The organism is Daejeonella sp. JGW-45 (genome assembly GCF_029360805.1).
Classification (GTDB): domain Bacteria; phylum Bacteroidota; class Bacteroidia; order Sphingobacteriales; family Sphingobacteriaceae; genus Daejeonella.
Genome location: NZ_JARKNC010000008.1, coordinates 136,912 through 157,254 on the forward strand (window position 1 = coordinate 136,912; position 20,343 = coordinate 157,254).

At 44.7% G+C, this 20,343-nt stretch carries 13 protein-coding genes; all 13 read right to left on the reverse strand.

The window, feature by feature from the left end:
• Positions 1-92: 92 nt before the first annotated feature.
• The 13 genes from P2W76_RS10065 to P2W76_RS10125 all read right to left on the reverse strand — a co-directional run bounded on the left by P2W76_RS10065 (position 93) and on the right by P2W76_RS10125 (position 20,302).
• Entirely contained in the window at positions 93-3,119 is a 3,027-nt protein-coding gene (locus tag P2W76_RS10065; RefSeq protein ID WP_276347687.1) for a TonB-dependent receptor, read from the reverse strand.
• A gap of 271 nt (positions 3,120-3,390) precedes the next feature.
• Complete coding sequence (locus P2W76_RS10070) at positions 3,391-4,356, reverse strand: ThuA domain-containing protein (protein ID WP_276347688.1); 966 nt, start codon at positions 4,354-4,356, stop codon at positions 3,391-3,393.
• A gap of 193 nt (positions 4,357-4,549) precedes the next feature.
• Entirely contained in the window at positions 4,550-6,655 is a 2,106-nt protein-coding gene (locus P2W76_RS10075) for a pyrroloquinoline quinone-dependent dehydrogenase (protein WP_276347689.1), read from the reverse strand.
• A 79-nt stretch (positions 6,656-6,734) separates the two neighbouring features.
• Entirely contained in the window at positions 6,735-8,450 is a 1,716-nt protein-coding gene (locus P2W76_RS10080; RefSeq protein WP_276347690.1) for a RagB/SusD family nutrient uptake outer membrane protein, read from the reverse strand.
• Between the two features lie 11 nt (positions 8,451-8,461).
• Positions 8,462-11,869, reverse strand: coding sequence for a TonB-dependent receptor (locus P2W76_RS10085; protein ID WP_276347691.1), 3,408 nt, complete (start codon positions 11,867-11,869; stop codon positions 8,462-8,464).
• Positions 11,870-12,110: 241 nt separating this feature from the next.
• Entirely contained in the window at positions 12,111-13,307 is a 1,197-nt protein-coding gene (locus P2W76_RS10090; RefSeq protein WP_276347692.1) for a FecR family protein, read from the reverse strand.
• Between the two features lie 88 nt (positions 13,308-13,395).
• Complete coding sequence (locus tag P2W76_RS10095; protein WP_276347693.1) at positions 13,396-13,986, reverse strand: sigma-70 family RNA polymerase sigma factor; 591 nt, start codon at positions 13,984-13,986, stop codon at positions 13,396-13,398.
• A gap of 246 nt (positions 13,987-14,232) precedes the next feature.
• On the reverse strand, positions 14,233-15,279 hold the full coding sequence (locus tag P2W76_RS10100; protein WP_276347694.1) for a ThuA domain-containing protein: 1,047 nt from the start codon (positions 15,277-15,279) through the stop codon (positions 14,233-14,235).
• A 133-nt stretch (positions 15,280-15,412) separates the two neighbouring features.
• The gene (locus P2W76_RS10105) at positions 15,413-16,531 is read right to left on the reverse strand and encodes a D-TA family PLP-dependent enzyme (RefSeq protein WP_276347695.1); all 1,119 of its coding nucleotides are present in this window, start codon (positions 16,529-16,531) and stop codon (positions 15,413-15,415) included.
• Positions 16,532-16,545: 14 nt separating this feature from the next.
• The gene (locus tag P2W76_RS10110) at positions 16,546-17,634 is read right to left on the reverse strand and encodes a membrane dipeptidase (protein ID WP_276347696.1); all 1,089 of its coding nucleotides are present in this window, start codon (positions 17,632-17,634) and stop codon (positions 16,546-16,548) included.
• 11 nt (positions 17,635-17,645) lie between these two features.
• Entirely contained in the window at positions 17,646-18,047 is a 402-nt protein-coding gene (locus P2W76_RS10115; protein WP_276347697.1) for a Rid family detoxifying hydrolase, read from the reverse strand.
• Between the two features lie 126 nt (positions 18,048-18,173).
• Entirely contained in the window at positions 18,174-19,172 is a 999-nt protein-coding gene (locus tag P2W76_RS10120; RefSeq protein ID WP_276347698.1) for a 3-hydroxyacyl-CoA dehydrogenase family protein, read from the reverse strand.
• Between the two features lie 47 nt (positions 19,173-19,219).
• A complete protein-coding gene (locus P2W76_RS10125) occupies positions 19,220-20,302 on the reverse strand; it encodes a Gfo/Idh/MocA family oxidoreductase (protein ID WP_276347699.1) in 1,083 nt (360 codons plus the stop codon).
• Positions 20,303-20,343: the final 41 nt, after the last annotated feature.

The window sequence follows — 20,343 nt, forward strand, 5'->3', positions numbered from 1 at the left end:
TTGTTATTGGTGATGAAGCAATCATGATTTGATAATCATACCCCTGCGGGCTTTGGCAAAATCATGATGGTTTCATAATCGTTTTTGATTGATTAAAATTTCAAACTTAAACCTGCAACATACATTCTCGTAAGCGGGTAGTACCAGTCAGCACCACCGGTTACCATTTCAGGATCCCATCCTTTGTAGAAATCAGAAAGGGTGAATAAATTCTCACCGCTAACATATAAGCGTAGACTGCTTACACCCACTCGGCCCAATAAGCCTTTAGGCAGTGTATATCCGATTTGAGCATTTTTCAGTCTTAAGAAGGTTGCATCACGGTACCAGAAATCAACACGGTTGGTATTAAAAAATCCGGAAGCTATGTTACGTAATTTAGGGTATGCAGCGTTCGGATTTGGATTTGCCGCAGTCCAGCGGTTCTCATAAGCATCACGTTGCACGTTGCTGTTGTTTTCAAGAGGAAAGAAAAACTGGCCCAGAGTTACCTGATCATTTCTTCCGCCCTCTCCCTGCAGCATGAAATTAAAATCGAAGTTCTTATATCCTCCGTTTAAAGTAAGTGCATAGGTTGACGTAGGTAGAGGCTGTCCAATGATAGTTCTGTCATAGGCTGCATTTACAACACCGTCAGGCACACCATTTGGACCGCTGATATCTAAATATTTTATTCCTCCGCCTTGCGCCTGATCAGCAAAGGGCTGAGTCGGATAACCGGCAACATCTGCATTACTGCCAAACAAGCCATCACTTTTGAAGCCGTAAGTACTACCGATAGGATATCCAACAAATAATCCTCTGGCAATATCCTGATTAATATTTGTTAGTTTGGTCACCTTATTATCGACAAGTGATAAGATAGCAGAGACGCCATAAGAAAAATCTCCAATATTATTCCTGTAATTAAGGTTAAAATCCCATCCTCTGTTTTCAACTGATCCGGCATTAGCCAACGACGGGGTCGCACCTAATGTGCTGGAAACAGATACACTATAAAGAATATCCTCAGTGGTCTTTACAAAATAATCAGCTGAAAGCGACAACTTATTGTTAAACATGCCCAGATCAACCCCGACGTTATTGATGGTTGTGGTTTCCCAGGTAATGTCTTTATTAGCTATCGTGGTAACCGCAGCACCCGCACTTAACGTACTGCCGAAAGGGTAAACCGGTGCGAGTGACAACAGATCCTGGTAAGGATAATTTCCAATAGATTGATTTCCTAGCTGTCCCCATGAAGCACGAAGTTTAAGATCGCTTAAGAATGATATCGCATCTTTGAAGAAGCCTTCTTGCGATACCCGCCAAGCTGCTGAGAACGAAGGAAATAACCCCCATCTGCTGTCTTTCGGGAAACGGGATGATCCATCATACCTGGCATTCGCCTCGAACAGATACTTCTCACGGAAATTGTAATTGAATCGCCCGAAATAAGACTGTAGGGTATTTCGTGATGCACTTCCTGTCTGCGTTCCACGAGCAGTTGATCCAGCGTTAATTTCATAAATACTATTATTCGGAAACGCGTCTCTGAAAGCACCAAGACCTCTACCGTCAAAAGTCTGACCTGAAACTCCACCGAGCACATAAAATGTGTGATCTTTCACTTTTTTGTTATACTCGACAAGAGTTTGTAAGGTAAGTGCGGTACTTTCAGACCAATCTTCTCTTAAACTATTTAACGCATTACCATAGGTTGGAGTGATGGCGTATTTCGCAGTATACGCTTTTGTTTGAAAATTTCCATATGTATATCCCAACTGTCCTGTAACCTTCAGATCTTTGAATACATCCCATATTACGCTTCCGTTAGTAATAAAATTAGTGCTTCTATTATTCCGAAATGAAGCGCTTTCCAAATCTGCTTCGGGATGAAGAGTTTCATTTCTACCGTAAAAGCCATCCGGCGTTCTTCCCGGGATAGTATTTGCATTACGCATTGCACCACCCACTATATTACCGAGACCACCGCCGCCGATCCCTGACGGCTGACCATTCTTGTTTAAATTTCCGGCGAGCTTAAGGCTGAACCTTAGTTTATCATTTAGCCTCGTATCAAGGTTCGTACGAATATTATAACGATTTGCATTGTTTTTGGTAATGATACCGTTTTCATTATAATAGCCTAATGAAAACATATACTGCGTTTGCTCAGATCCCCCGCGAACACCTATATCGTGACGGTTGGAAATCCCATTGCCTGAATTGAATAAATTACCGATGTGGTCAAAATTTGGAAAGTTAACCGGATCTTCACCTGATCTGAATTTCGCGATATCGGCATCAGAATATCTTTTAGCTGCGCCGGCATCCACAAAGACCTGATTAATTACCTCTGCGTATTCCCATGAGTTGATCATCTCCGGAACCATTGTAGCTTCTGACTTACCTACATAAGTATTATAGGTAAATACCGGCTTGCCAACAACGCCTCTTTTCGTTTCAACCAGGATAACTCCGTTCGCAGCTTTGGATCCAAAGATGGCCGCAGATGCCGCGTCTTTCAAAACAGAAACACTCTGAATATCGTTAGGGTCAACAAGGTCAAGCGACCCCTCTATCCCGTCAACCAGAACGAGCGGGCTATTACCGGCGCCACTGAATGTACCTTGCCCTCTGACAACCAGGGAAGCCCCGTTATTAGCCGGGTTACCTCCACCTTGCCGCACCTGGATACCGCTCATCTGTCCTTGTAATACAAGTGACGATTTTGTTGCCGCTCTCTTTTCCAGTTGTTCAGCAGATACTGAAGCCACCGACCCTGTCAGGTTCACTTTCTTTTGTGTACCAAAACCCACAACAACCACTTCATCTAATGCCTGTTGATCGCTGACCAAAGTGATATCAACTGAAGTTTGATTGTTTACAGCAACTTCCTGGGTTACAAAACCGATGTAGGTAACTACCAACGTACTGTTGTTATCCGGTACATTGATTGAAAATCTTCCGTCCGTGCCCGAGCTAACCCCCGCAGAGGTTCCCTTTAGTTTAATACTAACTCCGGGAAGAGTTTCTCCTTTCGAATCAGTTACTTTTCCAGTAACAGTTCGACTTTGTGCACTTGCATAGTACGAGGTACTAAACAGTACGAGAAATAGTAGTAAAATACTTTTCATAATTAATTATTGTTTAAGGTGAAATCAAATTTAACCTTAGAACAAGCCTCATTCCAGTACTTATATTTACATTCATAATACTATATTCCAAGAAACCTGATTTATCGATAAATCAGGTTTCTTGTTAAAATTATCGCTGCCAGAATCGTCTGAGGGTCGATTTACTGCAAGTGCATTATTGAAATGCGTATTCAAAAGGACGTGATCATGAGTACCAGAAGACTTCTTTCCGGCAAATACTATTAGTCGGTAAGATCCATGGTACTTTATTCTATTTAAAATCCACAGGCTTTTTACCCTTCTTGAATCCTTCCATTCCGAACATGGTGGGTTCGTAAGTTCCTACATAATCCACATTGCTCTTCTCTGGTATGTTTTTCTCCAGGCCCACGGCCCAGTATGAAGCATTAACCACCAAGCGACGCAGATCTTCACTTATAAAATCAATCGCTGCACCCGTGGTGGTTGTGAAAACCCTGCCCACCCTTCCTGACTCACTTAAATAAGTCCTTGTCCAGGCAAGCGGCATGATAGTTTTGGTCCAGATGGCCGGGCTGGTTGCGGTTAAGCCTTCCGTTCCCTGTCCCCATAGAAGAATCTTTGAGTTAGCAGGCAGGCTCTTAATCCCATAAACTTCCGTCGTAGTCCAGATATCATTGATACCCTTTAATATAGGATTTGCATCGGCAACCTCAAGACCGCTTATCAATGCACGGGTTCCCTCCTTGGCATTTGCACCATGATGATTTACCCAATTCTCCCCGAGTATGCGTTTACCAAATCCGCCTTCCCATCCTTCGGTGGTACTTCTGAACCCATACTTTGCATACTTATTATTCGGGTCACGTTTATAATAGAAAGCGTGGGTAGCAGTTCTCAGGCCGATTACCGGCTTACCTGCAACCAGATACCTGTGAATATGCTCCATCTGATCATCGGGCAGTTCCCTGAACCTCGTAGCTATGATCATCAGATCGGCAGCTGCGAGAAACTCCAGTCCGGGAATATTCTGATGATAATTCGGATCTACGAATTGGGTTTCCGGGTTGATAGAGAATAGTACTGTTGTGCGGAAGCCGTGCCGCTCAGATAATATTTTAGCCAGCATAGGCAGTGATTCTTCAGAACGGTATGCTTCATCCCCCCCGATAAGGACGATGTGCTTTCCGTTCGCCTGTCCGGCAGGGGGTGAAAACTGCAGCCATGGACCGGTTTTCTGCGCGAATGCGACGTGCATACACAGGATTAAAATGCCGGTTAAGACGTACTTCATAAAAATTGAGCTTCTGTTTAAAAAAGGGTTTGCTTGTTTGTTCATTGTTGTATTTTTTGAGACATGAGGTTTGAAGTGTGAGATATGAGCAGGGTAGTCTTGGTTTTGGTTCTTGGTTCTTGATTCTTGATTCTTAATTTGTGATTCCTGATCCTCCTTATTTACCAAGTTTAAAAGCAACAACATGGTCGCCTTTTTCGGCGCCGAGCCTTGTTCCACCGCAGGCCACAACAACATATTGGACCCCATCGACCATGTAAGTGCTCGGTGTTGCATAGCCCGCTGTTGGAAGGTCAGCTTCCCACAATAGTTTCCCGTTGATTTTATCGAATACCCGGAACTTACCGTCCTTTGTAGCCGCAATGAAGATTAAACCACTGGCCGTCACTACCGGGCCCCCATAATTTTCGGTACCGGTCGGGGGAAGTCCCTGGTCTTTATATTTTTTAACATCTCCCAACGGCACTTTCCATTTATGTAAGCCAGTATTCAGGTCGACGGCTGTCAGGATTCCCCAGGGTGGCTTAATACCCGGATCGCCGTTGCTATCCAGAAATTTACTGTAACCTTTCAGGTCCCAGGGCTCCACAGCACTGAATACATCCTTCGCCGAAGCTGCTTTATCCTTGGCGCTTTCATCATCAAACAGATAGCTTATGATCGCATTTCTGTCCTCACTCGAAATTTGCGGGAATCCTGGCATCTTTCCTTTACCTGTGGCTATAATCTCGTAAACTTCTGTTTTCTTTAACGTGTTTTTGATAGTTTTCAGCGCAGGAAAGCCGCTTGCCGGATTTCCAAATCTATCTACACCATGGCAGGGACTGCAGTTTTGCACATACATCGCCTGTCCCCGGCTCATTTCGCCCAGGTTTGTGTTTGATTTAATAGTAACAATCCAGGGAACTTCGTTAGAATTGACATATAAAATACCATCCTTATCTGCCGCAGCTCCGCCCCACTCTGCTCCGCCATTAAGCCCGGGCACTACCAGTGTGGGTTTATCGCTCAGCGGATGAAATATACCCCTCACAGTTCCTCTATATACCTGGAGCAGAGAATCATAATCCGGAGAGGATTTATGAAGATCTGATTCGGTGATCAAATTTCTGGAGACCGGGGCCGGTATAGTTGGCAGAGGTTGCGTCGGCCAGGCCTCCTCCTCTGCAACCGGTGATTTTGGTACTGCGACGTCTTCGATCGGGAAAATTGGTTTCCCTGTTTTTCTGTCGAACACAAAAACATGACCGGATTTTGTAAACTGGGCAACGACATCCATGCTTTTGCCATTCCTTTTTATGGTTATCAAGTTTGGTGGTGAAGGGATATCCCTATCCCAGATATCATGTCTTACGAATTGATAGTGCCAGATCCTCTTACCCGTATTAACATCTAAGGCAAGCAGCGTGCTGGCAAATAAGTTTGCTCCTTTCCTGCTCCCGCCAAAAAAATCCGGAGCTGCCGATCCGGTAGGCGCGTAAACAATACCCCGTTTCTTATCGATCGCCATTCCGGTCCAGTTATTCGCACCGCCCACAATTCCCTTGTCATGTACGTCCGCAGGCCAGGTGTCATGACCAAACTCGCCTGGCAAGGGTATCGTATGAAAAACCCATGCTATCTTTCCGGTCCTGACATTGAAGGCTTGAATAAAGCCAGGTGCGGCTCCGGCGCTTTCCATCATCACAGTTGGCATAATGAGCAGGTCTTTGTAGATGGTACCCGGGGTTCTCGACATCAGATACTTCTTTTCCAGGGCTTCAGGTTTACCAAGGCCAGATTTTAAGCTTACCCGGCCATTGTTGCCAAACTCTTTAACAGGCTTCCCCGTCTTCGCGTCGAGGGCATATAACCACTGATCATAACTGCATAATATACGCTTATCCGCGCCATCCTCCCAGTAGGTCACCCCCCGGTTAACAAGAAATCGTTTAACGGTATCGGGATTAAATCGCCACTTCTCTTCGCCGGTCGCCCCATTTAAGGCAAATACATTACCTGCTGCAGAGATCCCATAAAGTACTCCTTTGATAATTATCGGATTACACTGGAACACTCCTGAGTCACCTGTGTTATATTGCCAGGCGACTTCAAGCCGGTTAACGTTCGATCTGTTTATCTGATCCAGCTTAGAATAATGATTCATTTCTGAGCCTCCAAGATATGCCGGCCAGTCGCCTTCATCATTTACTTCCCCGGTAAACGCAAACATGCCCAACACCAGCATTGATAAAATACAGAGAAACAGTAGTAGTTTTTTCATACGTTTTTATTTACAGATTCTTATCGGTGTCAGGTATGAGGTATCAGGCCGCTCAAACCTGATACCTCATACCTGATTTCTACCACCCCGGATTTTGTTTATAGTTTTTATTTAATGTAAGCTCTAATGATGCAAGTGGATTTAAGTAATCCCGCTCCGGTTTAAAGCCATATCCCGCGGGCAGTGCTTTTAAATAAGGATCTATGTATCCGTTTGCATCCAGGTAAATATTAGTACCTGGTTTCATTTCCGGGAAATCGGCCTGAACGAACCTCGCCCCCAACGATCTTTTGTTCACAATTAAGTGATGTGCCCGCCATCTCAGGAAATCTTGCAGCCTTAATCCTTCAAAAGCCAGCTCAACTCTTCTTTCCCTTCTAACCTCATTTATGATAGGTGATAAAGAAGGGAAATCCCAGTTAGGGTCATTTGTGATACCATTCAATTGCAAACGTGCCATTCCAACGCGGTCTCGCAATTTATTTATTGTCAGGTCTACATCTGCCTGGGTAATCTCTCCCAACTCAGCACGGGCCTCTGCATAGTTCAGCAAGGCCTCAGCGTATCTGAAAATGATTGAACCAATCTGCGACTGGTAATAATTTTGCTTCAAGTTTTCACCCCATGCGTTTGAGTGTTTTTTTAATTGGTACCCGGTTACGTTCAAATAAGAACCTGTTTGATGAAGGTCCGCTCTTTTAAAGAACGTGGTATCATTAGCGCCGAGAATATTAAGCGCATCACCGGGAACCCAGATACTTTGTGCCAGACGCGGGTCTCTGTTTTTCACAACATTGGTCAGGTTTGCATCACCGGCATACAGCGGGCTTCTGGATATAGGCATACCGTCTATTGATAAATAGCTATCTACCATATCTTTCGTAACACCCATACCCATTCCCCATATACTTGGAGCCCAGCGAACCAATCCAAGGCTTGCATCCCATTTCTTCCAGAGCATCACCTCTGGATTACTACTGTAATCATTCTGTCCGAACAGGTAAGCATAGCTGTTCCTGGGATTGCCAGAGGTATAAACATTATAATCTCCGCCATCAATAAGTTGCTTTGCAGCATTACGGGCCAGTTCCAGATATTTCCTGCCGTCAGAACCTGTCACTCCAAAAGGAGTTCCCGCGTGATATTTCTCCCAGGTACCTTCAAAAAGCGCAACCCGGGATTTGAGCAATTTTGCCACCTGGCTGTTTAAGCGCGACGCAGAAGCCTGGCCTTTACCCTTCATTAACAGGACGGCTTTGTCCAGGTCGGCTAAAACTGAATCGACCACTACGTTGCGCGGTGTCCTGGCCATTTGCAGCTCGCTGGAATTTTGATCCAGGGGCTTATTTACCCAGGGCACATCCCCGTAATCGCGCACCAATGCAAAGTAAAAGTAAGCCCGGAAAAAATAAGCTTCCCCTATAAATTGGTTAATCGAAGCTGCAGGTGCGGATACTCTTTTGTAATTTTGAAGGAAGTAGTTTACGCTTCTTATGTTAGTCCACGACGACGACCATGCACCACCTGAAGCCGGTACGATACGGGTTCCTGCTAAAGTTGGGTTAAACCCAACCAAGATCAGATTATCGCTATTACCGTCCAGCAGGTTCATATCGTTCCTGGTTTCATTTGGAAACACCGTGTAATACTGGTTCACATACATTTCCAGGTCCGCAGCAGTTTTCCAATACACATCGCCGGATACGGCATCCAATGGTTGCTTATCCAGGAACTCCTCCTTACATGAACCCAGAACAAGAATAAACAGGATGATATATAAATTATAGATTTTCATGACTGTAAAATTTAAAATGTAATGTTTAGACCACCTACAAATGCGCGGGATAGCGGATATACAGGAGTGCCTGCAGCCGATCTTACGTTTGTTTCAGGATCAAATGATTCCATCATTTTTGAAAACGTAAATACATTTTCACCTCCTACATAAAACCTGGCTTTTTGAATACCCACCCTTCTGGATATTTGTGTAGGTAATGAGAACCCAAGTTGAATATTCTTCAGACGCATGTAAGCGGCATTCTGAAGATACCTGGACTGAACCTGCTGATTCTTGAAGTTTTCTGCAGTCAGGTATGGTCTGGCGAAATAAGAATCGGTATTGGACGGACTCCAGTAATCCAGCGTATGTGCAGGAATGATCGTACTGGTCCAGGATCCGCCGAAGCCGTAGAAAAATTGGCTGGACATCCACAGATCTCTTTTTCCTACACCCTGCAAGAACATAGAGAAGTCGAATAACTTATAACTTACGCTTCCGTTTATTCCGAATAAATACCTGGGAGAAGTATTTCCAATCACTTTCATGTCCCCAGGATTAGCCAGCGTCTGATTGCCATTAGTAATTTTCCCGTCACCGTTCAGATCCTTATACCTTACATCACCTGCGCCCCACCTGCTATACAGACTGGCCTGGTTAGGCCCCGCGGCTGCTTCCGCGTCAGTTTGAAACAGTCCTGCAGTTTCATAGCCCCATACCTCGCCGTAATTCTGGCCGTTATAGAAGTTACCTATAAAGTTGGTCGGATTATTATATTTCGTAATTACTGTTTTGTTATCTGAAAGCACTAACCCTATATTATAGTTCAGATTATTGTTTACCGATTGTCTCCAGTTAATAGCGAGTTCGATACCTTTTGTTTCCAGGGTAGCGTTGTTATTCAGCGGAACACTCGCTCCGTAAATAGCCGGCACAGATTCTCCCGGCCCGAACATATTTTCCGTCTTCCGGTTATACCAGTCTAAAGTAAAACCTAAGCGGTTATTAAGAGCTTCGGCATCAATACCGAAATTGAGGGTCTTAGATGTCTCCCAGGTTAAGCCAAGGCTTCTGTTAGAGGGTACGGTAGTATATACCGGCCGCTTTCCATCAATTATCCAGGGCAAATTAGTCTGTACCGGAACGGTCTCCACGTGCAGATAGTTGGCAACGTTCTGGTTGCCCAGCGAGCCGTAAGATGCGCGGAGCTTCAGTGCATTTACAACATTGGATACAGGCTCCCAGAATTTCTCTTTCGAGATATTATACCCAACCGAAGCAGACGGGAAGAAGCCCCATCTCCTGCCGCTTTGGAACCGCGACGACCCGTCATACCTTCCGTTTAGCTCAAGGAGATACTTTTCACTGAAATTATATGAAAATCGCATAAATGTGCCCAGAGTAGACCAATGCGACATGTTTTCATCCACGTCCTTATCACCTATCGCGGTGCTGATCGCAGGTACCTCTTCACTGATCAAGTCCCTGCGCCAGCCGTTAAGAACCAGGTCGTTGGACAGTTCAGCTTGCCCGCCCAGCATTACAGCGAAGGAATGATTTTTAATCTGCCTGGTATATTCTGAATACACGTTAGAAGTGAAATATTCATTATAGGATAATTCCTGGAACATTCTGTTCCAGTTTTGGCTATAATGCTTAATAGGCGTTACCCCATCAGTGGCTAATCCCCAAATAACTTTTCTATGATCACTCCTTCTGTAACTATTTGTATTAAAGCTGACATCACCGTTAACCTTCCAGTTTTTAGCCAGTTTCAATTCAAATGAAGGGTTTAGCCATAAATCGGTAATGTACTGCTTATCACTGCCACCATTTGCCAAAACCGGGGGTTGGTTCTTGTCCATCGCAAAATCCCCATTGGGAGTATAAACCGGATCCGTTGGCCATGATATTCCCAAACTTGAGAAGAAACTCTGTCTGTCGCTTGCAATCTGTGATTGAAAATATTTTTGATAACTCCGGTTAAGTTTGGCTTTCACTGATACGGTAAACTTCTCAGTAACCTTCATGGAGATATTTGAAGTCAGATTATATCTTTGAAATTGTTCATCAGCAAAGTTCAGTTTACCCGGCTCACTCAACCAGCCCAAGCCAACGTAGTAGTTTGTATTCTTAGAACCGCCGCTTATCCCTGCATTATGCCGTTGCGATAGAGCCCAGTCTTTATAAAGTACATCATACCAGTCCGTATTGGCATTTCCCAGGTTCCAGTATCCCCACCCATTAGGGTCACTGGGATTTTTTACCATCGAGGGAGTATTAACGGGATCGGCCTGATATTTAACGATCCTGGCAAGGGTTTCATCGTTAAATATCCTGTTCTGGCCAGAATTGGTTGCCGCTTCGTTTATACTATTGGCAAATGTCAGGGAATTAACGAAGCCGGGGAGATACGTAGGCTGCGCCATGGCAAAGCTATTATTATAGCTTACCTTCATCTGTTCGTTTAATTTGCCTGATTTGGTAGTGATCAAAATAACACCATACGCAGCCCTTGATCCGTAGATTGCGGTCGACGCTGCGTCTTTAAGTACAGATATCGATTCCACATCATTCGGATTAACACTATTCAGATCCATAGGAGCGCCGTCAACAAGAATGTATGGGGAACCGCCTGAAAGGGAGCCAATTCCCCGTATATTGATGCCCATATTTGCGTTGGCTTCACCTCCAAGACTAGGGTTCGTAGAAATATTCAGGCCAGGCGCAACTCCCTGCAGGGCCTGATCAATATTGGTTACCGCCCTGTTTTCCAGGCGTTCTGATGTGATCTGGCTTACCGCACCTGTTAAATTCTCTTTCTTTTGGGTACCGTAGCCTACCACCAGTACCTCGGCCAGCCCCTGCATATCCTCTGCCAGTACTACATCGATTCTCGTCCGGTTGTTCATATTTACCTCCTGGGTAGCATATCCTATTGACGAAAATACAAGTATCCCCTGTCCGGCGGGTGTCGTGAGTCTGTAATTTCCGTCCGCATCAGTAACCGCCCCCGAACCGCTTCCTTTATATTTAACACTTACACCGGGCACAGGAAGCCCGTTTTTATCGGTAACTTTTCCTGAGATATCGATCTTTTGGTTTTCATCCGCTATTTGCGGCTTCGGAGCGGGACGTTCCAGTTCTTTAATAACGATCGTCCGATCCTTAATAGAGTAGGTGAAAGGCTGGTTCTTAAAGCATATTTCAAGCACTTCCAAAAGAGGGGCGTCCGCCACATGAATATTGATCTTTCCTGCTTTGGTAACCAGACGGTTTGAATAGATAAAATCATAATCACTTTGTGCCTGGATTGCCTTGAAAACATCAACAATTGACGCATTATTTTTAGTCAGGGTTATTTTCTGAGCATACGTTGATGCACTAACCTGCAGTAAAGCTGTTGCCATTAAGATCAGGACAATATTAATCCTCATAATAATTTTGCGTTTAAGTGCCGGATTCAAAAACGAAATACCGTTATCTAAATTCAGCCTGGCCCTACTTATCCTCCGGAATTCTCCGGCGGGACCACAATCATAAAATTTCATATCTTTGTTTGGGTTTTAGTTAACAATCTTGTGTCAATCAATATTATAAGGCATAAACCCATACTTCGCCGGAGGTGTACCACCACCTCCGGTTTTTTTGGGCTCCACCTAAAACGAGTGTAAAAGTCTAAGGCATCACCGTAACCCTCCTTCCTTGTATTTTAAAATGAACGTCACCGGTTAATTCCAGCAATTTCAAAATCTCGGAAATATTCTTAGACCTCGATACAGATCCTCCGAACCCGGTTCCGATCATCTCACCTTGGTATTCAACTTCTACATCATACCAGCGCGAAAGCATTCGCATGATAGTCTTAATGTCTGCATTGGAAAATTGTGTCTTCCCGTTCTTCCAGGCTACTGATTCGGAAATATCTGCCTCCGTTACAGCAATGGTTTGATCTATCAGCGATTGCTGGCCTGGTCGCAATTTTACGGTATTATTTCCCGAGCGTACCTTCACACTGCCCTCCAGCAAGGTAGTCTTAACCGATACCTCTTCCGGGTAGGCGTTTATATTAAAATGGGTTCCCAATACTTCAACCACCTGCTTATGACTAATTACCTTAAAAGGCATAGTCTTATTTTCAGCAATCTCGAAATAAGCCTCACCAGTTAATTCAACTTTACGCTCATTACCTGCAAATGCCACCGGATAACGTAAGGAAGAGGCAGCATTCAGCCAGATCCGGGAACCATCAGGCAAGTTTATTTGATACTGTCCTCCGCGAGGTGTTTCTATGGTATTAAATAAGGCAGCATTAGCAGCCTCCTTGGCTGAATTGCCTACAGTGTATACCAGCTGTCCGTCTTCGGTTTTTACGATGCTAATCCCTGCCTGTCTGGCCAGCTCGCCATCATTAGCATCAGTCAACGATAATTTCGTTCCGTTTGCCAGAGTTAAAAATGCCTTATTGCCGCCTGGTAGAACATCCTCTACCACTTCAGCTTTTGCAAGATGCTGAGGTTTTACCTCGTCTCGATGCGAATACAACATAATACCCAGAGACGCAAAAATCACGATTGCAGCAGCTGCCATCAGGCTGTACAATGAGCGTTTGTAGATATAAGACGACGATTTTTCTATGGTTCCCAAGTCAATATCCGCCTTGATCTTGTCGTGAACTTTTGCAAGCCTTGTAAGTTCTTCGAATGTGACATCAGACGGATCATCAACTGAGTCCAGTTCCTGCCTGATCAGTTTATTCAGGTCTTCTAAACTGGTGATCTTAAAATGCAGGAACAGTAAATTTAATTCCGCATCGGTACACTCCCCGCTTAAAAACTTCTGATAAAGTGGTACTAGTTGTTCTCGATTTTGCAAAACAATAATTCTTTTTATTGCTATTACGCATGAGATTAGTCCGCCATCTACCTGGAGGACAAAAAAATATTCGGAAAGACAAGGAAGTTTAGAAACTGGTCAGGACCAGTGAGAAGATAAAGAAAAAGAGAGCATTCTGTTCCCTGAAGATGTACCCTTTCACGCTTCTGGTCGCTTTAACTATATGACCGTTAATAGTGGATGAAGAAATTCCTAATGCAGCACCTGCGTCTTCATAGCTTTTTCCCTCCAGTTTGCACAATGTAAAAACAAGCTTCTGCTGCGATGGTAAATTGTTTATGGCTTTATTCAGTATTTCATTCGTTTCCTTTAGGAAAATTTCCTCTTCTACATGCACATACATCTCTGAGTTGGCAGATTTAATTAATCCCTGGAGTTTCTCCTCCCGGGCCAACTTGCGATAAAAGTCATAAACAAGGTTTTGTGCGATTGTGTACAGGTAAGACTTAAACGACTGGTCCGGATCAATGCCCTGGCGTCGGTCCCATATCTTGACGAAGACATCCTGCATCAGTTCTTCAGCGATTACTTCAACACGCACCATCTTAAGAACCTTTCTATAGATCCTCAGACTATATTGATGATAGAAATAATCCAAGGCCTGACAGCTCCCGTCACGGAGTTGAATCAATAGCTCTTTTTCATCCTCAGTATACACTTAATTAGTTTTTTAATAGAGTCTTTAAGATCTGACTGCTCAAGTATCTAAAATTACAATCTGACTATTTGCTCGTTTTGAATCAAACTAATAGTTGATCATAATGATGAGCAAAAAATTGTGCAAAGGAACTCCTAACTCAAATTTAGCCTGCATTCCCAGGATAATCTGATACTTTTTTTCATATTGGTAATACTATATTTCAGAAAGTATAACAGGGTGTTATAAACGGAAGCTGCAGGTCGTTTACTTGTAATCAGCAGGCTTCTTATTCTTTTTGAAACCGTTCATGCTGAACATAGTCGGTTCATAGATACCAACAAAATTCACATTGCTTCTCGCAGGTATGCTTTTCTCCAGACCAACAGCCCAGTAAGAGGCATTAATCACGAGTCGCCTCAGATCCTCGCTGGCAAAATCAGTAGCAGCACCCATTGTCGTTGTAAAAACCCGGCCGGTCTTTCCCGATTCACTCAAATAGGTCCTGGTCCAGGCGATCGGCATGATGGATTTTGTCCAGACACCCGCGGCTGATGGGGTCATACCGTCTGTTATCTGCCCCCATAGGAGCACATTAGAATTGGATGGCAGGCTTTTAATGCCATACACATCTGTTGAAGTCCATATATCGTTAACACCCTTTAAGATCGGGTTGGCATCAGCTGCTTCAAGCCCGTTTATTAAGGCCCGGGTGCCCTGCTTGGTATGGGTACCATGATGGTTTACCCAATTTTCTCCCAATATGCGTTTACCGAAACCACCTTCCCATCCTTTAACCATACTTTTATAACCATACTTTGCATATTTATTATCAGGATTCCGGCTATAGTGGAAAGCGTGTGTTGCTGTTCTCAGTCCGATGACAGGCTTACCCGCAAACAGGTAATTGTGAATATGCTCCATCTGCTGATCAGGAAGTTCCCTGAACCTGCTGCCAATAATCATCAGGTCGGCAGAAGAAAGGAATTCAAGACCCGGGATGTTCTGGCTGTAATTCGGGTCGATGAGCTGCGTTTCCGGGTCAATAGCAAAAAGCACGGTCGTGCGAAAGCCATGACGGGCAGATAATATTTTTGCAAGCATCGGCAAATATTCTTCAGAACGGTATTCTTCATCACCGCCCACCAGAACAATATGCTTTCCATTCGCCTGCCCTGCAGGAGGTGTAAACTGCAGCCAGGATCCGTTCTTCTGAGCGAATGAAAATTGTATGCAGAATAAAAATGCTGCGGTTAAAGCATATTTTATCGGGATTGACTTTCTGGTTAACACGGAGCTTAGTGTCTTCTTCATTAGATGGCTTTATGAATGCTGATCATAATATACTAATGTCCGGTTAAAAGTTCTTAATTAAAATATGTTTTTATTCCTTGCAGTGGATATTTAGTAGCAAGATTTATGTAGTCAGAGATTGTTCAACCCCTCCTCAATAAGTAATCACTCTGTCTCTGGCTACTACCCTCCAGGTATCCGTCAATTCTCCGTCTTGCACAACTAAGGCGTTCTCAAATAAAGCCACAGTTGGACAAATATGGACCGGCACGGCGTAGAAAATATCACCTATCTTAAAACTGTGACCCTTCTCGACCTCTATCACCATATGCTCCTCACTATGTCCTGAAGGCTTCAGCTCTGGATAGTTCAAAAAGCCGACGCGGTTGGTTAGCTCATTTTCTGAAGCAACCGACTTATAACCCAGATCAATGCAAATTTTATTTTCAGCCGGAAGAGACACTACCCTGGTCATTACGAGGGCTGCGTACTTGAAATCCTGTTCGGGCAGAGTGTCACGATATCCTTTATCCCAGAAAACAAATGTTCCCGGGCAGCATTCTGTGTTCACTTTCTTTGAATGAATTGCAAAAGTAGGTGATCCACCTGCTACCAATAGCGGAAGCTGCCCCCCTTCCTCCTTTATCTTTTCCCGCAGCACTTCTGCTTCTTTAAAATCATTTTCGCAATGAGCTGTGCGTTCGGCAAGGTCAACATCCCTTATGTGGCCATCATAAGCATGAAATCCTTTAAATTCCAACTCCCTGAGGCTTTGAATATCATTGAACAAGCCATATGCCGCACCAGGTTTGATGCCAGTACGGTTCATGCCCACGTTTAGATCTATAAACACTGGAAGCACTGCTCCCCTCTTTGCCGCTTCTGAGTTTGAAAACAAGTCGGCGAACATCCGGCCGGATTCGATATTATCAAGCAGGCAGGAATACCTTGTGCCCGGGTATTCTCTTATAAGGTTCAGGAAGCGAAGAAATTTCGGTCTCCCAGGCTGATAAGCTAACATTACATCTTCTGCTCCCGCTATTCCCAGCATTTCTGCCTCGGCTATACTTGCGGCCTTAAATTTCCTTATCCCTGCGTCCTGCATCATCCGGCAGATCTCAGTCAGTTTATGCGTCTTAACATGCGGACGAAGTTGCTTGGGATCCCTAACCATGGTCAAAACCTGACGGATATTATCCAAAGCCCGGTCCTTGTAGACAAGAAGAGCAGGAGAATCGATGTTCTCAGCGTTTTTGACTGTATACCAGTGCATAAGAAATTAATTAATCAGGCCCAGGCTTTGCGAAGGAACCTCAGCCAGTTTTTATAAAATATATTCTCAATGTCCTCGGTCGAATAGCCCCGTCTTTGGAGCATGCCATTGAGCTTCTGCAAATCTGAAATGTCTTCCAGGTCATATGGGGATTGCTCTTTTCCATAGGCACCGTCCAGATCGCTGCCAATGGCAACATTGAGGCTATTACCGGCAAGCTGGCAGATGTGGTCATAGTGGTCAACGATCAGCTCAAGGTGTACATTTCTTTCTTTAGGATCATCTTTACCCCGCACCCAGTTATCCGTAAGCATCCAGGTATCGAAAACTCCACCAATAACAGAATCCCTTTCGATCAAAACACGAATCTGATCATCAGTCAGCTGCCTTTGATGATCGACCAGTTTTCGGCAATTATGATGACTTGCCCAGATAGGTCCCTTGTACATCGCTGTTGCTTCTTCAAAACCTTTGTCTGTAAGATGGGTAATATCCAATATCATATTCAGCCTATCCATCTCCGCAAGAAGCTCCCGTCCCGCGGCGGTAAGCCCCTCTGTCCTGCCAGTACCTGCTGCATACCTGCCGGGACCATAGTGCGCAGGGCCACAGGCCCGGAGGCCGTAGCTATAAGCTTTTTCCAGGTAAGATATATCAACCAATGAATCGGCCCCCTCAAGGCTCAGAATATACCCAACAGGTTTGCCCTCGTCCGGTATCGTTTTATCAAGCCAAAGAGTCAGATGTCTCTCCAGCTGCATAAGATCAACTATCTGCACCATCTCCCCCTGATCTTCCATGGCGCGGTACCAGGCCAACTGCGCCTGGGAAATCCCCCAGGCAATTTCAGGTGAATTCCAGCCGGGAATAAGACTGCCAGCGTCAACGTAACGGGCTATCTGGGTGGCCACTACCAGTCCGATATTTCCTTTTCGCAATTCAGGTAATGCCACCGTCCCGAGCGCACGGTCCAGCTTATCGCTCATCCCCTTTTCACGCTCCCGGATCTCGTAAACAGATTGTTTAAGGTCGCGGTTCCACTCAATCGCATTCATCGAAAGATCGAGATGGCAATCGAATATAAATATTGATTCCTCAGGCATTTTAGCGGATGTTATTTTCCGGGCTGGCGCACAGCGATCGCATCGATCTCCACTTTAATACCATGACCTAAAACCGACTGTACGGTGGTCCTTGCTGGCTTCACCTTGGTAAAGTAACTTGCATAAACCGCATTGTAACGGTCAAAGTCTTTGATATCGCTCAGGTGAACCGTACATTTCACAATGTCATCCAAAGTGAAACCGGCTGCTTCACAAATACGCTTAACATTATGCATAGTCAGGTGCGTTTCTTCTTCAATAGTTCCCAAAGTAAAAGAACTGGTTGTAAAATCTACTGCAGCCTGGCCGCTTACAAATAGCCAGTCTCCTAATACCTGTACCCCGGCCGAATAGGCTCCTGTGGTAAATGACTTATCTGCTTTGTCCGGGTGATGTATTTCTATCTTTTCCATTTTTAATATATTTAATAGTTTAGGTTGCTTTGGGCTATGAGCCATGGGCTTTGAGTTATGGGCTTCACAAAACAGCTCACAGCTCACAGTTCATAGCTCACTGCTCACTACTCATAGCCCATATCACTAACCTTCTTTTTCTTCTTTCAATTTTGCGAGTTTCCTTTGGACGATATCAAAAGGATATTTCATAGCCAGTTTCCTGATCTCGTAGTTGAAATCCGCAAAAGTTTCTTCCCACATTTTCGATTCTTCTGGTGTGTATTTATAGAAGCCATGACCGTTAGCCACACCTTTGCCGCCTGCCTTCACTATATCATCGATGAGTTTAGGCACATGTGTATCATTGCACAGGGTCGGGTTAAGGTCTTTCATCACATTGTGATACGCAGGCACACCGGTAAGGTCCATCCAACCGAAAACTCCAACCAGGGTCATCCAGTAACCGGTATTATTGCGGCATGCACGGTCGACATCTTCAACCGTTGCGTAACCATTTTCAACCAGGTAAAAAGCTTCACGATACATCGCGTACATCAAACGATTGGTAATAAACCCGCGGATATCTTTTCTGACCAAAGTCGCTTCCTTATTCCAGTAATTCGACAACTCATAGAGGAACTCGCCTTTTTCGATGTCGCTTTGTTCTCCACAGATCACCTCAAGGAAGCGGGTCGTGTGCGAGGGTTCAGCCCAGTGCAGACCAAAAAACCGGTCGGGGTGTTTGGTCATCTTCTGCAGGATACTGATCGGAATTGCCGAGGTGTTGCTCGTCATGAGCGCGTCGTCTGCAATTACAGCTTCGATCTTCGCATATACTTCTTTTTTTATTTCCTCGCTCTCCAGCGTACATTCTATAGCCAGTTTACAAGGTCTTAACGCGGCGTAGTCTTCCGTAATGATCAGGTTCTTAAAATAGAATTCCGGATCTTCTGTAACCATTCCCTCCTCTTTTGCTTTAATAAAGTGTTTACGGATACGTGACTCCGCTGTCGTCATATCAACACTAATCGGGGCAATGGCTACCACCGGATGCCCGGCCATCAGGAGGCAAGTGGTAATGCTGCAGCCCATAAGACCCAGGCCGATAACACCTACCGGGATTTCATTTGTTTTAATTGACATATCTATTTTTTTCTGATCGATAAGAAGTTTCTGGGTAAGCCGGTATGTTATAACTTAACCACCTGTCCGGTTCTAACAGACTCATCACAGGCAAAAGCGATGCGTAAGCTGTTCACCGCATCATCCCCGTGATCGGTCAGATCAGTGTCTTCTTTTATAGCTTTCAGGAAAAATGCCTGCTCACGGTTACATAGCTCCTGATGATCAGGTTCATCCTGCAAGTTGATCCAGGTATCCTCTTTTGCAAACAACTCATCCTTGGTAAGATCAGCGTGATGGAAACGTATAGATTCAGTTTTGGTATGAGCCTCGATAGAAGAAGATTTTCCGACACCTCCGGCATCTTTCGCAACAATAGATACAGAGCCTTTCGGGCCAACCACGTCCTTCACAAAAAACGCTGTTTCACTCATCATCGGACCCCAGCCTGCTTCATACCAACCCACTGACCCATCTTCAAAGCGGATCTGCAACTGACCGTAATTATAATTTCCTGCCGGAATATCTTCTGTTAACCTGGCTCCGATCGCATACACCTGTGTTGGTTTCGAACGTGTCATCTGGCACATTACATCAATATAATGAACTCCACAATCCACGATCGGGCTCAGAGCATTCATCAGGTTACGGTGAAGTGTCCACATAGCACCATCGCTCTGCTGGTTCAAGTTCATCCGCATCACCAGCGGCCTGCCCAGTTCGCCGGTCAGCTCTATAAATTTCTCCCATGACGGGTGATGACGCAGGATATATCCGACCACTAATTTCTTATTTGCCTTCTTTGCAGCAGCAACAACGCGCTCAGCACCTTCAACAGAATCAGCCACCGGCTTTTCAATAAACACGTGACAGCCAGCCTCGAAAGCCATAATCGCGTAGTGCTCATGGGTATCCGGATAAGTCGAAATACAAACAGCATCAGGCTTTGTAGCCTTCATAGCTTCATCCATATCATTAAACAGGGCATATTTATTGCCCATTTTCGCATTCAGCGTTTCCTTTGATTTTCCGCGAGATACAAGCCCGACGATTTCGAATCCATCATTCGTGTGATAAGCCATGGCGTGAGACGCACCCATGTTCCCGCAGCCCAGCACAAGGACTCTCACGGGTTTAACCTGATTTGACATAATATTAATTGTTAATTATTTTTGTTAATTGCTAGTTGCCA